Below are 14,792 nucleotides of genomic sequence, written 5' to 3' on the forward strand. Positions count from 1 at the left end.
CCCGACTTGTGATCGTTGAATCCAATTCTTCGTGGCTGCTGTCGCGCGTGGGTGCGCGCCTGCTGTCTGCGCTGGCCGGCGGGCTGGCCGGATGGGGGCTTGGGGAGTGGCTGGGCTATCCCACCACACTCGCATTCGCGGGCGCCGGCGTGGCGGTCCTGACGCTGTCGGTGGCCGACACCCTCAAGGGAAACGAACTCCTGGACTGGCTGCGCAATCCAGACGCTGACCCGCCAGAGCTGCCCGGTCTGTGGGGCGAGGTGGCACACCGCATCCGGCGCCTCGTGATCCAGCGCAACCAAGCCGTCACCCACGAGCGCGCACGGCTGGATCAGTTCCTGTCAGCCATCGAGGTTTCGCCCAATGGCGTGATGCTGCTTGACGAGACGGACCACATCGTGTGGCTGAGTTCGGTGGCAGCAGACCATTTCGGCCTGAATGCCCGTACAGACCTGCAGCAGCGAGTGACCAACCTCGTTCGCTACCCCAGCTTTGTCCAGTATCTGGCAGCGGGCGACTACCGTGAGCCGGTGAAGTGCGTGGTGGCGCGTGGCGCGCTGACGCACATGCAGGTTCACGTTCGCGTTTACGGCGAGGGCATGAAGCTGGTCGTGTCGCAGGACATCTCCGAGCGCGAACGGGCCGACACCATGCGTCGTGACTTCGTGGCCAACGTGTCGCACGAGATCCGCACGCCCCTGACCGTGCTCAGTGGCTTCATCGAGACCATGGCCACGCTGTCATTGACCGAGGTCGAGCGCAAGCGCGTGATCGAACTCATGACGCAGCAGGCTGCCCGCATGCAGACGCTGGTGGCCGATCTGCTGACGCTGGCGCAGATTGAAGGCAGCCCCCGGCCCGCTTCCGACCGCTGGATGTCGCTGGAGGCCATGCTGCGTCGCATAGAAAGCGACGGTCTGGCCCTGTCTGCGGGGCGCCACCGACTGGCTTTCCACATCACCGACGCAGTCGGGCTGTCCTTGTCCGGTGTGGAGACGGAATGGCTCAGCGCCATGGGCAATCTTGTGTCCAATGCCATTCGGTACACGCCCGAGGGCGGGGCAGTAGAGGTCAGCTGGGTGAGCCGTGCGGATGGAGGCGGCGAGTTCCGTGTCAAAGACACGGGTATTGGCATTGCGCCCGAGCATTTGCCGCGCCTGACCGAGCGCTTCTATCGCGTGGACGGCAGCCGCTCGCGGGACACGGGGGGGACCGGCTTGGGGCTGTCCATCGTCAAGCACGTCATCCAGCGCCACGGCGGTGAGCTGAAGGTCACCAGTGAGCCTGGCAAGGGTTCGGTGTTCAGTCTGACGGTGCCACCCACGCGGGTGCGCAGTGCTGAAGCAGACTGATTCAGTCAGCCCGCCGGTACAGCACCAGCTTTTCCGAGTTGCGTGTACGCTGGTTGTAGACACCAACCTTGTGCCAGCCTGCAAACTCGCGGCTGCGGGCATCGGCTGTCAGGCGCTGAACCATCCAGTCGCACGCAAAACCTTCGTTGCGCATCAGCGGACGGCCGTCGACCTTGTGTTGCCCGAAGTAGGCCACCGCCGTCAGCATGGCTGGCGGCACGTCAGGGGCGCACACCGCCACGCCGTCTGGCAACTGTGTGCGTACCCGGTCCATCAGCAAGCGATGGCTGCGCCCTTGGTCCAGCAGGGGCAGCAGCAGCGTCATGAACAGCAGCCAACTGAGCGTCACGCCACCTGCAGGCAGCACCAGGCTTTTCCACATGGCGTGGCTGCGTCGGGCGGTTCGCCAACGCACCAGCGCCAGCCAAGCCAGCGTGCCTGCAATGGCCAACAGGAGCGCCAGCAGTGAAAAATCGGCCTCGTAGCCGGGTACCCGTTTCGACAGGTTGGCGGCCAGTCTGGCCGGCTGGCCCAGGTGCATTGCGCTGTAAGCCAGCCAGATCGCCAAGGCTGCCACGCTGAAGAACAACACCGAGAACCAGTCGATGGCGGCCCCCAATCCGCGCAGCAGGATCGGCAAAGCAAACGCGGCCAGCACTGCCAGTGCAGGCAGGGCCATCAGCAAGGCTTGCTGGTCGGCACCCATCACAAAAGCTGCGATCATGACCAGTACACCGACCAGCAGGGGCGCCGCAATGTGCCGCCGCAGCAGTTGACGCCGCCAGTGCCACAGCGTCAGCAAAGCCAGCGGCAGGGTGGGCCAGGTAAACCAGATCATCAACTCGGCAAACGCGCCCCAGGCGGGTGTGCGCGAGACCTTCCACTCCCAGCCTGGCTGTCCCAACGCGATCATGCCCAAGGTGAGGGCGGCCGCCAGCGCCATGCCCAGTACGATGCGCACCATCTGGGCACCTCGGTGGGGATGGCTGGAGCGCCAGCAGATCAGCAAGCCGACGCCACCGAGGAACTGCGCCAGAGCAGGGCTGCCGCTGCCCGCCAGCACGGGAAGGCTGATCAGCGCTGCCCAGCCGGCTTGGCGTGGATGTTGATCGAGGGCGGCCAATCCGTATAGGAAACCGGTGGCGCCCGCGAGCTGCAGCAATTCCGGTGTGGTTTCGTGTCCGAGTTGCAGCAGGCCGAGGCTGGCAATGAGCGCCAGCAAGGCACCGTCGGCCGTGGCGCGGGCGTAGTCTCGGGGCGCGGCCTCGCCGCCAAAGGCCAGCGGCAACGGGCGTGCCGCGTCGGTATGGGCCAAATGGTAGGCGGCGTACCAGGTCAGCGCCAGCACCGCACCCAGCACCGCGGCAAAAGCCAGGCGGGCGGCCAGCGCTGGGTCCAGCCAAGGATCGAGTGCGGTGATGAAGGCCGCCCCCAGCCAATAGGGCAGCAGGCCGCCGGAGTCTGGTGCGATGCCGCCGATATTGGGACTCAACCACGATGACTGGCCCTGCGCCAGGCTCCACATCTGGCCGAACGACGCGATGTCATGGTTCTTCCAGGGGTCGCGCCCGACGATGCCCGGCAGCACGTACGCCGCACACAGCAGCCACAGTGCCCAGCGCGGCAACGGTTGGGCGGATTTCCGGGTGACCAGTGCAGGGGAGGCAGCGTGATGCAGAGAGTCCTGGGGCATGGAGGCGTGGTCAGGCGGGCGCGCCAATGGCAGCGAAAAGAAAAAGGGCAGCCTTGGCTGCCCTTGTCGTCCAGGTTTGCCGCACCCCGCGCAGGCGGGGCGCGCCACAGATCACTTGCGGAACTGGGCAAACTTGTTGCGGAACTTCTCGACGCGGCCACCCAGGGTGTCCACGCTCTTTTGCTGACCCGTGTAGAAGGCGTGCGATTCAGACGAGGTTTCCAGCTTGAACAGGGGCACTTCGCGGCCGTCTTCCAGCTTGATGGTTTCCTTCGTGGGGGCGCACGAGCGGGTCACGAACTTGAAGCCGTTGGACTGATCCACGAAGCAGACGTCGCGGTAGTTGGGGTGAATACCTTCTTTGGGCATGGCGAAAACCTCTTGCTGTGTGCAACATCGGGAGCCACCAGGCCCCATGCCTGGCACTTTCCGACAGCCGGAAAACCGAAGATTATATGCGAATCAACCGCCTCGGCGCATCATGTCGAAGAAGTCGTGGTTGTTCTTCGTCGACTTCATCTTGTCCAGCACGAACTCCATCGCCTCGATTTCGTCCATGGGATACAACAGTTTGCGCAGGATCCAGCTCTTTTGCAGGATCTCGGGCTTGAGCAGCAGTTCCTCGCGGCGCGTGCCGGACTTGTTGATCAGGATCGAGGGGTAGACGCGCTTTTCGGCCATGCGACGATCCAGGTGGATTTCGCAGTTGCCGGTGCCCTTGAACTCTTCGTAGATCACTTCGTCCATGCGGCTGCCGGTGTCGACCAGGGCCGTGCCGATGATGGTCAGCGAGCCGCCTTCTTCCACATTGCGGGCCGCACCGAAGAAGCGTTTGGGGCGTTGCAGCGCGTTGGCGTCCACACCACCGGTCAGCACCTTGCCGGAACTGGGCAGCACGTTGTTGTAGGCGCGGGCCAGACGGGTGATCGAATCCAGCAGGATGACCACGTCCTTCTTCAGTTCGACCAGGCGCTTGGCGCGCTCGATCACCATCTCAGCCACTTGCACGTGGCGCTGGGCTGGCTCGTCGAAGGTGGAGCTGATGACCTCGCCGCGCACGGTGCGCTGCATCTCGGTCACTTCCTCTGGGCGCTCATCGACGAGCAGCACGATCAGGTGCACATCAGGGTGATTGGCCACCAGCGCATGCGCCAGGTTCTTCATCATCACCGTCTTGCCGCTTTTGGGCGGGGCCACGAGCAGGGCGCGCTGGCCTTTGCCAATGGGCGCGATCAGGTCGATGATGCGGCTGGTGATGTTGTCGTCATGCTTGCCGCTGGCGCCTTCGCGTTCGAGCTTGAACTGCTCTTCAGGGAAGAGGGGCGTCAGGTTCTCGAACATCAGCTTGTTCTTGCTGACTTCGGGGGGCAGGCCGTTGACGCGGTCGACCTTGACCAGGGCAAAGTAGCGCTCGCCGTCCTTGGGCACGCGCACTTCGCCTTCGATCATGTCGCCGGTGTGCAGGTTGAAGCGGCGCACCTGGCTGGGCGACAGGTAGATGTCGTCCGTGCTGGCCAGGAAACTGGTGTCCAGCGAGCGCAGGAAGCCGAAGCCGTCAGGCAGGACCTCCAGGACGCCGTCGCCGAAGACCTGCTCGCCTGCCTTGGCGCGCTTCTTCATGATGGCGAACATCAGCTCCTGCTTGCGCATGCGGGCGACGTTCTCGATTTCGAGGGCTTCGGCCATCTCCACAAGCTTGGAGATGTGCAACGCCTTCAGTTCGGAAAGATGCATGGATGGTGACCCTGCTGAACAAACTGCACCGTCTGTGCATACCAGCAAACCTGTCGAAGGCTGGCCGGCATGACGTGCGTTGAACTGTCTTGGGGGAGGGGAACGGCCTGGAGGCCGCCGCACCGTGTGCGGCACGCGATCAGGAGCGTTGTGTCTGACCGCGTCACGAGCCTCCAGGTTGCAGGAGGCTGACGGGGCCGCAGGTCGCTTTAAAGACAACCTGCGCCCGCATTATAGGCGCATAAAGACGCCGGCTCGTCAGAGCGTGCCGTCGATGAAGGCCGTCAGCTGGGCCTTGGACAGGGCGCCGACCTTCGTGGCGGCCAGCTGGCCATTCTTGAAGATCATCAGGGTGGGGATGCCGCGGATCCCGAACTTGGCAGGAACCTCGCGGTTCTGGTCCACATTCATCTTGGCAACGGCCAGCTTGCCTTCGTAATCCTTGGCGACTTCGTCCAGGATGGGGGCGATCATCTTGCATGGGCCACACCACTCGGCCCAATAATCGACCAGCACGGGCTGGGCGGATTGCAGGACGTCGGCTTCGAAAGAGGCGTCGGTGATGTGCTTGATCAGTTCGCTGCTCATGGAAAATCCTTCTGGGGCTGGCGGCCCGCCCGGCGTTGTTCGGGCTTGTCCGCTGGCGAGAGTGGGAAGATTCTGACACAGAAGATGCGGCCGACCGCGGCCATCACAAGAGACCGTATTCAATGACCTCGATAGACGCAGCCTTTGCCGGCGCGGCGCAAACCCCCGCCGAGGACATGGGCAAAGGCTGGGCGGTTCGCCCGTGGTCCTGGCCCAGGCGCAACGACGCGCGGGCTCAGTGGGCAGCCTGGTCGCGGGAGGCCGCAGCCGCGCTGGCCGAGCGGGGGCTGCCGGCGCGCGAGGCGCTGGTGGTGGTGCCGGTAGGTGCGCTGGTTCCCGTGGCGCGTTCGGCCTGGGCGGCTGCTGTGGGAGGGTGGCTGCCCCGGATCGATACCGTGGCGGGCTTGATGGCCGACGTGGCCTGGGAGCATGTGCCACGCACCATACGTGGATGGCCCCAGGTCGCCATGGATCCGATGCTGGACACTCTCCAGGCCGGGCGGCTGCTGGCCCAGGTGGACTGGGCTCGAGAGTGGGCGCAGGCTGATCCGCGGGCGCACGAACACGCAGTCGAGCAAGCTGTGGGGCTGGTGCACACCTGGTTGCGGCGGTTGCAAGGTTGTGCACCCGACGCGCGAGGCGAACTCGCAGCCCGCTGGCGGCAGGCGTTTCCGGGTGGTGCCCAGGCGGGTGCCCCTGGCTGGCGCGAACAGCGCCTGACCGCATGGTCGCTGGACTGGGCGCTGGCCTGCGCTGAGCAGGGCTTTGCCAGCGACGCGCTGTTTGCATGGCGGCCGTCCGCCTGGCTGGTCGTGACGGCGGGCACCACTGTGGCGCCGGGCAGCGAGGGAGCCGTGACGCAGGCGCTGTTGCGCCACGCCCACGCTGGCGGCCACCCGGTCTGGTGGTGGGCGGCGGAACCCGCGGTCGCCGCACACGCACAGCTTGCGGATCCGGTCGGTGAGGGGGCGCTGCGCTTGAGCGCCTGTGCCGATGCGGAAGACGAGGCTCAGGCGTGCGCAGCGCATCTGTTGGCCCGGGTTGCCGAGGGCAGGGCACAGGCGGCTGCCGGACGCGTGCCCGATCCTGCGGCGCTGATCGCGTTGGATCGCAGCCTGATTCGCCGGGTGCGGGCCCTGCTGGACGAGCATGGGGTGGTGCAGGCCGATGAAACCGGCTGGAAGCTGTCGACCACGCGGGCTGCTGCTGCCGTGACGCGTCTGGTGGCTGCGGCCAATCCGAGGGCGAGCACGGACGAACTGCTGGACTGGCTCAAGTCGGGTTGGGTGGATCTTGCGCGGGTGGCGTCGGCAGACGGTGCCTGGAGCCGTGAGCGGGGCCGGCGTGCGGTTGGTTTGCTCGAGGCATGGTGCCGCCGTCACAGGCTCATGGGGGCGTGGCAACTGGTGGCCGTTGTGCCCGCGGAGGCCGGCGAGCTGCCCGACCGGGTCTTGCCTCGGCTGCCGGACGGCAGGCAAGCCATGCCGGAGGACGCGCAAACGCTCTGGCAATGGGCCCGCAGCGAACTGGTGGCGCTCCAGAAGTGTTGGCAGCGCGGCGCTGTGCCGTTGCAGCGCTGGTTGGCGGTGCTGCAGGAGGCGCTGGTAGGTACGGGTGCGTGGGGGGCGCTGCAGGCTGATCCTGCTGGCGACTGCCTGTGTCGCACGCTGCGTCTGAGTGAGGGCGCTGTCGATCCGGCCGAGGGCTGGGCCCAACTGGCGCGGCAGACCCGTCTGGACGGCGGCGCGTTCATGCGCTGGCTGGCTGCGGCGATGGAGCGTGTGGTCTATCGGCCCCCCGCACCGTCCACACCTGCAGAGGTGGTGGTGACCACGCTGGCGCGGGCGGTACTGCGACCGTTCTCGATGGTGGTGATGCCAGGTGCGGATGAGCGGCATCTGGGTGCCTTGCCCGTTGCCGACGGGTGGCTGAGTGCGCGCGATCTGGCGCGACTGGATCTTGCTGCGCCTGCGATCTTGCATGCGGCACAGTGGGAAGCCTTTTCGCTGGTGATGACCCAGGCCGACGTGGTCGCCCTGTATCGCCGTGCCGACGGCGCGGAAGGCCGCGAGCCCAGCGCGTGGCTCATGCGGTGGGCTCTTGTCTACCAGCAGCCTTGGCTGCCGGCGCGCGATGCTCGGGTGGCCACAGCCATCGCGCCCAGACCAACGCTGCGCCCCGCACCTCGGCTGAACGCTCAGTCGGCGGCCGGGGCGCAGCCGCCGTTGCCCGACAGGGTGTCGGCCACGACCTACGAGGCGCTGCGACAGTGCCCCTATCGCTTCTACGCGCGGGCCATTCTGGCTTTGCGCGAACACGATGAACTGGAAGAAGGGCTGGATGCTTCGGACTACGGTAGTTGGCTACACGAAGTGCTGCGCAGTTACCACGCCGAGCGCGAAGCGCAACTGGCGTTGCGGACGCCCGACGAGGAGGTGGCAGCCTGGCTGTCTGCGGCAGAGCGTGTGGCGCGCGAGCACGGCATGGATCGGGACGGGCAGCGTCCGTACTTCCGGCCGTTTCTGGCCAGCCTGCCCAACCTTGCGAGAGCCTATGTGGCCTGGCTGATGACACACGAGGGCGGCGGGTGGCGCCTGCGACACAGCGAGTGGCCCGTGCAGTTGACGGTGCCCACCAGTGCCGATGAATCCGTGACCCTGGAGGGGCGTCTAGACCGGCTCGATGTGCGGCACGGTGCAGATGGCGCGGAACGGTTTGTGCTGGACTACAAGACAGGCAGCCTCAGCCGGCTCAAGCAGGCGGTGCAGCAGCCCCTGGAAGACACGCAGCTGGTGTTCTACGCTTTGCTCGGCGGGGCGGATGACCCGGTGCAGGCAGCCTATCTCCATCTGGCGCCCGACACGGTGACGCCGGTCGCTCATCCTGATGTGCGCGAGCATGCTGATGTGTTGTTGAGTGGGTTGACAAATGACTGGCAGCGTCTGCGCGAGGGCGCCCCCATGCCAGCTTTGGGCGAGGGCGGCCTGTGCGAGCGCTGTGAGGCGCGCGGGCTGTGCCGCAAGGATCACTGGGCACCGGAGCCTTCGACACCATGAGCCAGGCTGCATACATCGCCAACGGCCAGACTGTGCCGGCCGAGCGCTTTTATGAACTGGCCTGCGATCCGGCCCGCAGTGTCGTGGTCGAGGCATGCGCTGGCGCAGGCAAGACCTGGATGCTGGTCTCACGTATCTTGCGTGCCTTGCTTGATGGCACCGCGCCCCAGCAGATCCTCGCCATCACGTTCACCCGCAAAGCGGCAGGCGAGATGCGCGAGCGGCTGTATGGCTGGCTGAACGCTTTTGTGGCGCTCGACGATGTGGCGCTGGGCAACGAGCTGCGCATCCGCGGCGTGGCGGCTGAGCGCGTGCCCGAACTCGCGGACCGGCTGAGAACGGTTCACCGCGCGTGGCTGACCGAGGGGCAGGGGGTCGACATTCACACCATCCATGGTTGGTTCTCGCGCCTCGTGAAAGCGGCGCCCTTGGATGTGCTGGCCGAGCTGGGACTGCCGCCAGAGTTGCAGCTGATCGAGGACATCGGCGACATATGGGACGAGCTGTGGGGGCGGTTTCTGCGGCGCGTGGACGCATGCGCCGAGCAGCCCGAGGTCGCAGCGTTTGCGTCATCGTTCGATGTGATGGTGCAGGAAGCCGGGAGCCACAATCTGGCCGCCTGGCTGCAGCGGGCCGTGGCGCAGCGCATGGAGCTGATCCTGGCGCACCAGGCGGGGACGTTGCTGGACGGCGTGCCTGACGCGGCGACCTGGGACGACGCCTGGGCCGGCTGGGCGGTGCCTGAAGAGGCCGCTTGCGACCCCCGGCTGGTGGCCCGATTTCAGCAACTGGCCGCCGCCCTGGGTGCCATCGACAAGAAGAAGCCCCAGGCGGCTGCTGAGGCCATGACCGATGCGCTGTTGCTGGCCGATCCACGCGCGCGTGCCGAGGCGCTGTGCAAGGCGCTGCTGACGGCCAGCGGTGAACCCCGCAAGCAACTGGGCGACGTCGATGTGCTTCCAGACCTTGGCTGGGCGCAGGACTGGCTGATGCGTCTGCAGCAGGCCATGGACCAGCAGGATGCGCACGCCTGGCACACGCACATGGTGTTGCTGTGTCAGCTGATGTTCGAGGAGTATGGCCGTTTCAAGCGCGAACGTGGATTGGCCGACATGAACGATCTGGAGCTGGGCGCAGCGCGGCTGCTGGCCGATCCGGTCCTGTCCGGGTGGGTACAGGAGCGGCTGGATGCCAGGGTGCGCCATGTGCTGATGGATGAGTTCCAGGACACCAGCCCGCTGCAGTGGCAGGCCTTGCGGGCGTGGCTGGAGGGCTATGCTGGCGCCGGAGGTGGGCGCAGCGGGCAGGCGCCTGTGCGCGTCTTCCTCGTGGGCGATCCCAAGCAGAGCATCTACCGCTTCAGGCGCGCAGAGCCTCGCGTCTTCCAAGCGGCGCGGCAGTTCGTCGTCGAGGCTTTTGCAGGCGAGTTGCTCGCGTGTGATCACACCCGTCGCAATGCGCCCGAGGTGATCGAGCTGCTCAACGAGGCCATGTCTGCAGCCGCTCAGGCGGGCATGTTTCCTGACTTTCGCCCCCACACCACTGCATCAAGCGACATTGGCGCGGTGCACGTGATGGCAGACGTCTTGCGACCCGAGAAGCTGCAAGCCGATGCCAACAGCTGGCGCGATGCGCTCACCACGCCGCGTGAGCAGCCCCAGGCCACCGCAAAGGAAGCCGAGGCGTGGCAGGTGGCTCGCGCGGTGGCCTGGCTGGTGACACAGGAGGGCATTCCGGCAGAGGAGGTGTTTGTACTGGCGCGCCGCCGTGCGCCGTTGATGATGGTGGCAGCCGCGCTGGACGAGCTCGGTGTGCCGCATCTCGCCCCGGACGACACCCTGCTTGTGGACACCCCCGAGGTGCGAGACCTGGTGGCACTGCTGGACGTGCTTGTCTCTCCGCAACACGACCTGTCACTGGCGCAGGTATTGCGCAGCCCCCTCTTTGGCGCGCAGGACGAAGACCTGATGCGCCTGTCTGCGGCTTGCCGTCTCATCGGAACGGGCACGACGTGGTGGGAGGCGCTGATGTCCCTGGCCGCCAGTGCCCCGGTGGAAGAGTTGGCCGAAGACGATGTGCTGCGGCAGGCCGGCGCGCAGCTCGCCCGTTGGGCTGCGCTGGCCGAGGTGCTTCCGCCACACGACCTGCTGTCGCGCATCGTGCACGACAGCGCCTTGAGGCAGCGCGTGCTGGCTGCGGTGCCGCCAAGCCAGCGTCAGCAGGCGGTTTTTCACATCGACGCATTGCTGACTCAGGCGCTGGCGATGGACGCTGGCCGTGATGCCACGCCCTATCGCTGGGTCAGGGCGCTCAAGCGCTTGCCCGTCAAGCTGCCGCCGCGCACGCAGCACGGCGCTGTCCAGCTGTTGACCATCCATGGTGCCAAAGGGCTGGAGGCACGGGTGGTGTTCCTGATCGATACCGACCCGGCCCCAACGCGCGCCGACAGCTACAGCCTGCTGATCGACTGGCCTCCGGAGCAGGGGAGGCCGGCGAAGGTGGCGTTCGTTCGCTCCGAGCGCAAGCCGCCGCCGAGTCTCACAGCCCTTTTTGCGGCAGAGGCGCTGGCTGCGCAGCGCGAAGAGATGAATGCGCTGTATGTGGCGATCACCCGGGCCAAGGAGCGGCTGGTGATCAGCCGATCTCCGGGGCGTCTGACGCGCGACGATTCCTGGTGGCGGCGGCTCACGGCGTGCGGGCCGCTGCAGGAAGCCGTGCCCTGGCAGCCCGAAGCGCTGCTTGCGGCCGACTGCGCGCCGGACCGTGCGGCCGAGGCGCAGCCTGTCACGGTGCGGTGCCTGCCTGCTTTGCGATGGCCCGCGGCATCGGCCAAGCTCTCCGGCGAGGGAGAGACGCAGGCCCAGCCAGATGCGCGTTCGGATGTGCAGCGTTTGGGCGAGACCGTCCACCGGGCGCTGGAGTGGCTGACGCGGCTGCCCGCCGCGCGGCGCACCCCGGAACGGGTGGTTCGTGCCGTCACCCACGCCGTGGCCGAGGTGGGGCTGGCGGCCTCCTGGGTCGCGCAGGCTGAGCAGCAGGTCCGCACCATTCTGACGAGCGGGCAAGCGGGCCCCTTGCTCACGCCGGAGAGGGTGCTGTGGGCCGGTAACGAGGTGCCGCTTCAGCATGAGGGGCAGCTGTTGCGCATCGACCGTCTTGTGGCGGTGCCGCACGGGGAGGGCCGGTTGTGGTGGGTGATCGACTACAAGCTGGGTCACCGGCCGGAAGGTGATGCGCAGTACCTGCGTCAGATGCAGCGTTATGTGGCCGCGGTGCGCGCGCTGCAGCCGGGTGAGCCGGTGGCCGCCGCCTTTGTCACCGGACAGGGAGAGTGGGTGCCAGTGGCACAGCCGTGAAATAAGGCCCGGAAAACCCATGTTTGAAGGCCATTGGCTGCGGCTTGCATGGTGTGCAATGACACAGTAACAAAGGGTTGCCAGTCGGGCAGCCCCTTGCGTTTGACACGAGGATCGTCTCCCCTTGCCGCACGCCATGGCTGCCTCCCCGCCGACCACCGCGCAGAACACCCGCATGATCGGGCGCTTCGAGCTGCGCCAGATGCTGGGCCGTAGCCACGCGTCCAGCGCCTGGCTTGCATTCGATCCGCGCGCGCAGCAGGAGATGTTGCTGTGCGTGCCGCGCGCCCTGCCCAGCACCAACGCCGAGCGCGACGCATGGACGCAGGATGTGCTGTCGGCCACTCGCCTGAAGCATCCGCGCCTGGCCGAGGTGGCCGAAATCGGCGTCCATGAGGGCTGGCCCTTCGTGGCTTGCGCCCGTCAGGGTGTGACGCTGGCTGAACGCGTCTCGTCCGGCACACCCCTGACGCCCATGGAAGTGGCCGCTTTGGTTGTGGACGTGCTGGAAGGGCTGGCCTACGCGCACGACGCCGGTGTAGCGCACCGCGACATCGGCCTGCACACCGTGGTGGTCGATCAGGCTGGTCACGCCCAGGTTGCTGCCTTCGGGGTGGGGCTGGAACAGCTGGCGCCCAACCAGGTGTCCAGACCCGCCCGCAACCGCCAGGAAGCCCGCGAAGCTGCCGAACGCGACGTGCTGACTGTGGGCCTGCTGATGTACCGCCTGCTGGCCAACCACCCGGCGTTGGACGAAGCGGACTTTGGTCGTGCTGCTCGCCGCGTGGGCCCGGAGATCGTGCGCTTGCCGTGGACCACGCCGCATCCCGTGCCTGACACGCTGCGCGCCATCGTGAACCGCGCTACCGACCGACAGCATCGGCAGCGTTATCTGAACGCCCGCACGTTGCTCAGCGCGCTGCAGGGCTGGATCAAGACCAACTCGCAGGAAGCAGGCGGGCCGCTGCTGCTGTTGCTGGATAGACTGGACGCGGTCGGCGTGTTGCCGGCCCGCCAGGGGGCCGAGCGCGCGATGATCGCCTCGCTTTCCCAGGAAACGCTGCGCGTGGACGACTTCGTGGATGTCGTGGTGCGCAACCCGGCGCTGGTCTGGGAGATGCTCCGTTCGGTGAACGTGGCGGCCTTCCGCACACGCAGCGCGGATGAGGGCACGACCACGCTGTCGCGCGCGGTGATGTTGCTGGGGCAGGATGGCATTCGCCGCGTGGCGGCGGGCGTTCGGGCCTGGCCCGGTGTGCTGACCGCCCAGTTCTCCAGGTCAGAAGAGGGGGGGCTGGCAGCGATCGACGCGCTTGAGCGCGAGCTTCGGCTGTGCTGTCTCGCCGGGCACGTCGCCCGTCTGATGGCGCCGTTCTCGATCCACGACGAAGAAGCGGCGGCAGCGGCAATGTCTCAGCGCCTCGGCTGGCTGCTGGTGCTGTATCACTTCCCTGAGGAGTCGGCGCAGATCAGCCGGCTCATGCAGCCTGCCCCGCCGTCGGAAACGGGGGGAGCGTCCAACCCGGGCATGAGTCTGGACGCGGCGGCCAGCGCCGTCCTTGGCGTGAACCTGGATGACCTGTCTGCTGCGGTGATGCGCCACTGGGGATTTCATGAGCGGCTGATCCAGGCGGCACGCCCGCTCAGCCGTAGCAGTCCGGTGCGCAATCCGACCACGCCTGAAGAGACCCTGAGGGTGGTGGCCAGCCTGGGCAATGAGTTGGCGCTGACGACCACGTTGCAACACGATCGTCAGCCCTCGGCCGTGCACCAGACCTATCTGAGGTATGTACGTCCGTTGCAGCTGACGCCGAAAGAATGCACCCTGACGCTTGATCATGCCATTCGGTTGCTCGATGGCCGGCCGACCGATCCGGCCGTGACCGCGCAACGCGCCGCCGCCCGGGCCGCAGCGGCCGCCGCAGCAGCGGCTCAGCAGGATACGTCGAGCTCGGTCAGCGGCTGAGCGCCTGCGCGCACTCGCGCACCAGATCGGGCCCCTTGTAGATGAGGCCGGTGTAGATCTGAACCAGATCGGCGCCCGCATCGCGCTTGGCGCGTGCATCGGCCCCGCTCATCACGCCGCCCACGCCGATGATGGGGTAGCGCGGGCCCAGCGCCGCGCGCAGCAGGCGGATCACCTGGTTGCTGGCCTCAAACACCGGCGCGCCGCTCAGGCCACCCGTTTCCTCGGCGTGCGGCAGCCCCTGGACCGCCTCACGCGAGATCGTGGTGTTGGTGGCGATCACGCCGTCGATGCCGTTCTTCTCAAGCGTGGCGGCAATGACTCCGACCTGGGCCTCGTCGAGATCGGGCGCGATCTTCACGAACATGGGCACGGTTCGGCCGTGGCGGCCGATCAACTGCTGGCGTCGCTCCTGCAGCTGGCCGAGCAAGGCGTCCAGTGCCTCATCGCTTTGCAGCGCACGCAGGTTCTTGGTGTTGGGCGAGGAGATGTTGACCGTGATGTAGTCGGCGTGCGGGTACACGCCTTCCAGGCAGATCAGGTAGTCGTCCACCGCCTGCTCGATGGGCGTGGCGGCGTTCTTGCCGATGTTCAGCCCCAGGATGCCGCCGTTGGCCCGAAACCGCGCTTGCTTGACGTTGGTCAGAAAGCTGTCCAGCCCTTCGTTGTTGAAGCCCAGGCGGTTGATCAAGGCGTTGGCCTGTGGCAGTCGGAACATGCGAGGCTTGGGGTTGCCGGGTTGGCCCTTGGGGGTCACGGTGCCCACCTCCACGAACCCGAAGCCCATGGCACCCAGACCATCGATCACGCGGCCGTTCTTGTCCAGGCCAGCGGCCATGCCGATGCGGTTGGGAAAGCGCAGCCCTGCGACCTCGACCGGGTCATCCACCCGTCGCGCGCCCCACAAGCAGGCCAGCGGCGTGTTCTGGAACTGGGCAAGCGCACCGATGGTGAGGTCGTGGGCCGTCTCGGGGTCCATGCTGAACAGGACGGACTTGGGCAGGGCGTAGGGAACGAGGGCCATCTTCCAGGGTGAAGGCAGTACAA

9 protein-coding genes are annotated in these 14,792 nt (G+C 66.8%); 4 read left to right on the forward strand and 5 right to left on the reverse strand.

All coding sequences use genetic code 11. The features are described 5' to 3' along the window. The first annotated feature begins 8 nt into the window (after positions 1-8). Positions 9-1,352, forward strand: a complete 1,344-nt coding sequence (gene phoR, locus GTZ97_RS05070; RefSeq protein WP_330863549.1) for a phosphate regulon sensor histidine kinase PhoR — start codon at positions 9-11, stop codon at positions 1,350-1,352. Between the two features lies 1 nt (position 1,353). On the opposite strand, the gene GTZ97_RS05075 is transcribed toward phoR, so the two are convergent. The 4 genes from GTZ97_RS05075 to trxA all read right to left on the reverse strand — a co-directional run bounded on the left by GTZ97_RS05075 (position 1,354) and on the right by trxA (position 5,367). Continuing rightward, the gene (locus tag GTZ97_RS05075) at positions 1,354-3,045 is read right to left on the reverse strand and encodes a hypothetical protein (RefSeq protein ID WP_161649486.1); all 1,692 of its coding nucleotides are present in this window, start codon (positions 3,043-3,045) and stop codon (positions 1,354-1,356) included. A gap of 111 nt (positions 3,046-3,156) precedes the next feature. Further along, on the reverse strand, positions 3,157-3,414 hold the full coding sequence (locus GTZ97_RS05080) for a type B 50S ribosomal protein L31 (RefSeq protein ID WP_161649487.1): 258 nt from the start codon (positions 3,412-3,414) through the stop codon (positions 3,157-3,159). Positions 3,415-3,507: 93 nt separating this feature from the next. Next, a complete protein-coding gene (gene rho / locus GTZ97_RS05085) occupies positions 3,508-4,779 on the reverse strand; it encodes a transcription termination factor Rho (protein WP_161649488.1) in 1,272 nt (423 codons plus the stop codon). Between the two features lie 258 nt (positions 4,780-5,037). Further along, entirely contained in the window at positions 5,038-5,367 is a 330-nt protein-coding gene (trxA, locus tag GTZ97_RS05090; protein ID WP_161649489.1) for a thioredoxin TrxA, read from the reverse strand. A 122-nt stretch (positions 5,368-5,489) separates the two neighbouring features. Here trxA and GTZ97_RS05095 point away from each other — a divergent pair, with 122 nt between their 5' ends. The 3 genes from GTZ97_RS05095 to GTZ97_RS05105 all read left to right on the forward strand — a co-directional run bounded on the left by GTZ97_RS05095 (position 5,490) and on the right by GTZ97_RS05105 (position 13,745). Further along, positions 5,490-8,423, forward strand: coding sequence for a PD-(D/E)XK nuclease family protein (locus tag GTZ97_RS05095; protein ID WP_161649490.1), 2,934 nt, complete (start codon positions 5,490-5,492; stop codon positions 8,421-8,423). Continuing rightward, entirely contained in the window at positions 8,420-11,779 is a 3,360-nt protein-coding gene (locus GTZ97_RS05100) for a UvrD-helicase domain-containing protein (RefSeq protein WP_161649491.1), read from the forward strand. The genes GTZ97_RS05095 and GTZ97_RS05100 overlap by 4 nt, the downstream gene beginning before the upstream one ends. Positions 11,780-11,915: 136 nt before the next feature. Continuing rightward, entirely contained in the window at positions 11,916-13,745 is a 1,830-nt protein-coding gene (locus GTZ97_RS05105) for a serine/threonine protein kinase (protein ID WP_161649492.1), read from the forward strand. Here the strand turns inward: GTZ97_RS05105 and GTZ97_RS05110 are convergent. Next, positions 13,735-14,769, reverse strand: a complete 1,035-nt coding sequence (locus GTZ97_RS05110) for a quinone-dependent dihydroorotate dehydrogenase (RefSeq protein ID WP_161649493.1) — start codon at positions 14,767-14,769, stop codon at positions 13,735-13,737. The genes GTZ97_RS05105 and GTZ97_RS05110 overlap by 11 nt on opposite strands. Between the last annotated feature and the right edge of the window lie 23 nt (positions 14,770-14,792).

The sequence above is a fragment of the Aquabacterium fontiphilum genome (assembly GCF_009909205.1).
Lineage (GTDB): Bacteria > Pseudomonadota > Gammaproteobacteria > Burkholderiales > Burkholderiaceae_C > Aquabacterium > Aquabacterium fontiphilum.

Bases quoted from the DNA above. Each gene is read 5' to 3' on its own strand.
- GTZ97_RS05100 (WP_161649491.1), top strand. From the start codon at position 8,420: ATGAGCCAGGCTGCATACATCGCCAACGGCCAGACTGTGCCGGCCGAG.
- GTZ97_RS05110 (WP_161649493.1), bottom strand. From the start codon at position 14,769: ATGGCCCTCGTTCCCTACGCCCTGCCCAAGTCCGTCCTGTTCAGCATG.
- GTZ97_RS05075 (WP_161649486.1), bottom strand. From the start codon at position 3,045: ATGCCCCAGGACTCTCTGCATCACGCTGCCTCCCCTGCACTGGTCACC.
- rho (WP_161649488.1), bottom strand. From the start codon at position 4,779: ATGCATCTTTCCGAACTGAAGGCGTTGCACATCTCCAAGCTTGTGGAG.
- GTZ97_RS05095 (WP_161649490.1), top strand. From the start codon at position 5,490: ATGACCTCGATAGACGCAGCCTTTGCCGGCGCGGCGCAAACCCCCGCC.
- trxA (WP_161649489.1), bottom strand. From the start codon at position 5,367: ATGAGCAGCGAACTGATCAAGCACATCACCGACGCCTCTTTCGAAGCC.
- GTZ97_RS05105 (WP_161649492.1), top strand. From the start codon at position 11,916: ATGGCTGCCTCCCCGCCGACCACCGCGCAGAACACCCGCATGATCGGG.
- GTZ97_RS05080 (WP_161649487.1), bottom strand. From the start codon at position 3,414: ATGCCCAAAGAAGGTATTCACCCCAACTACCGCGACGTCTGCTTCGTG.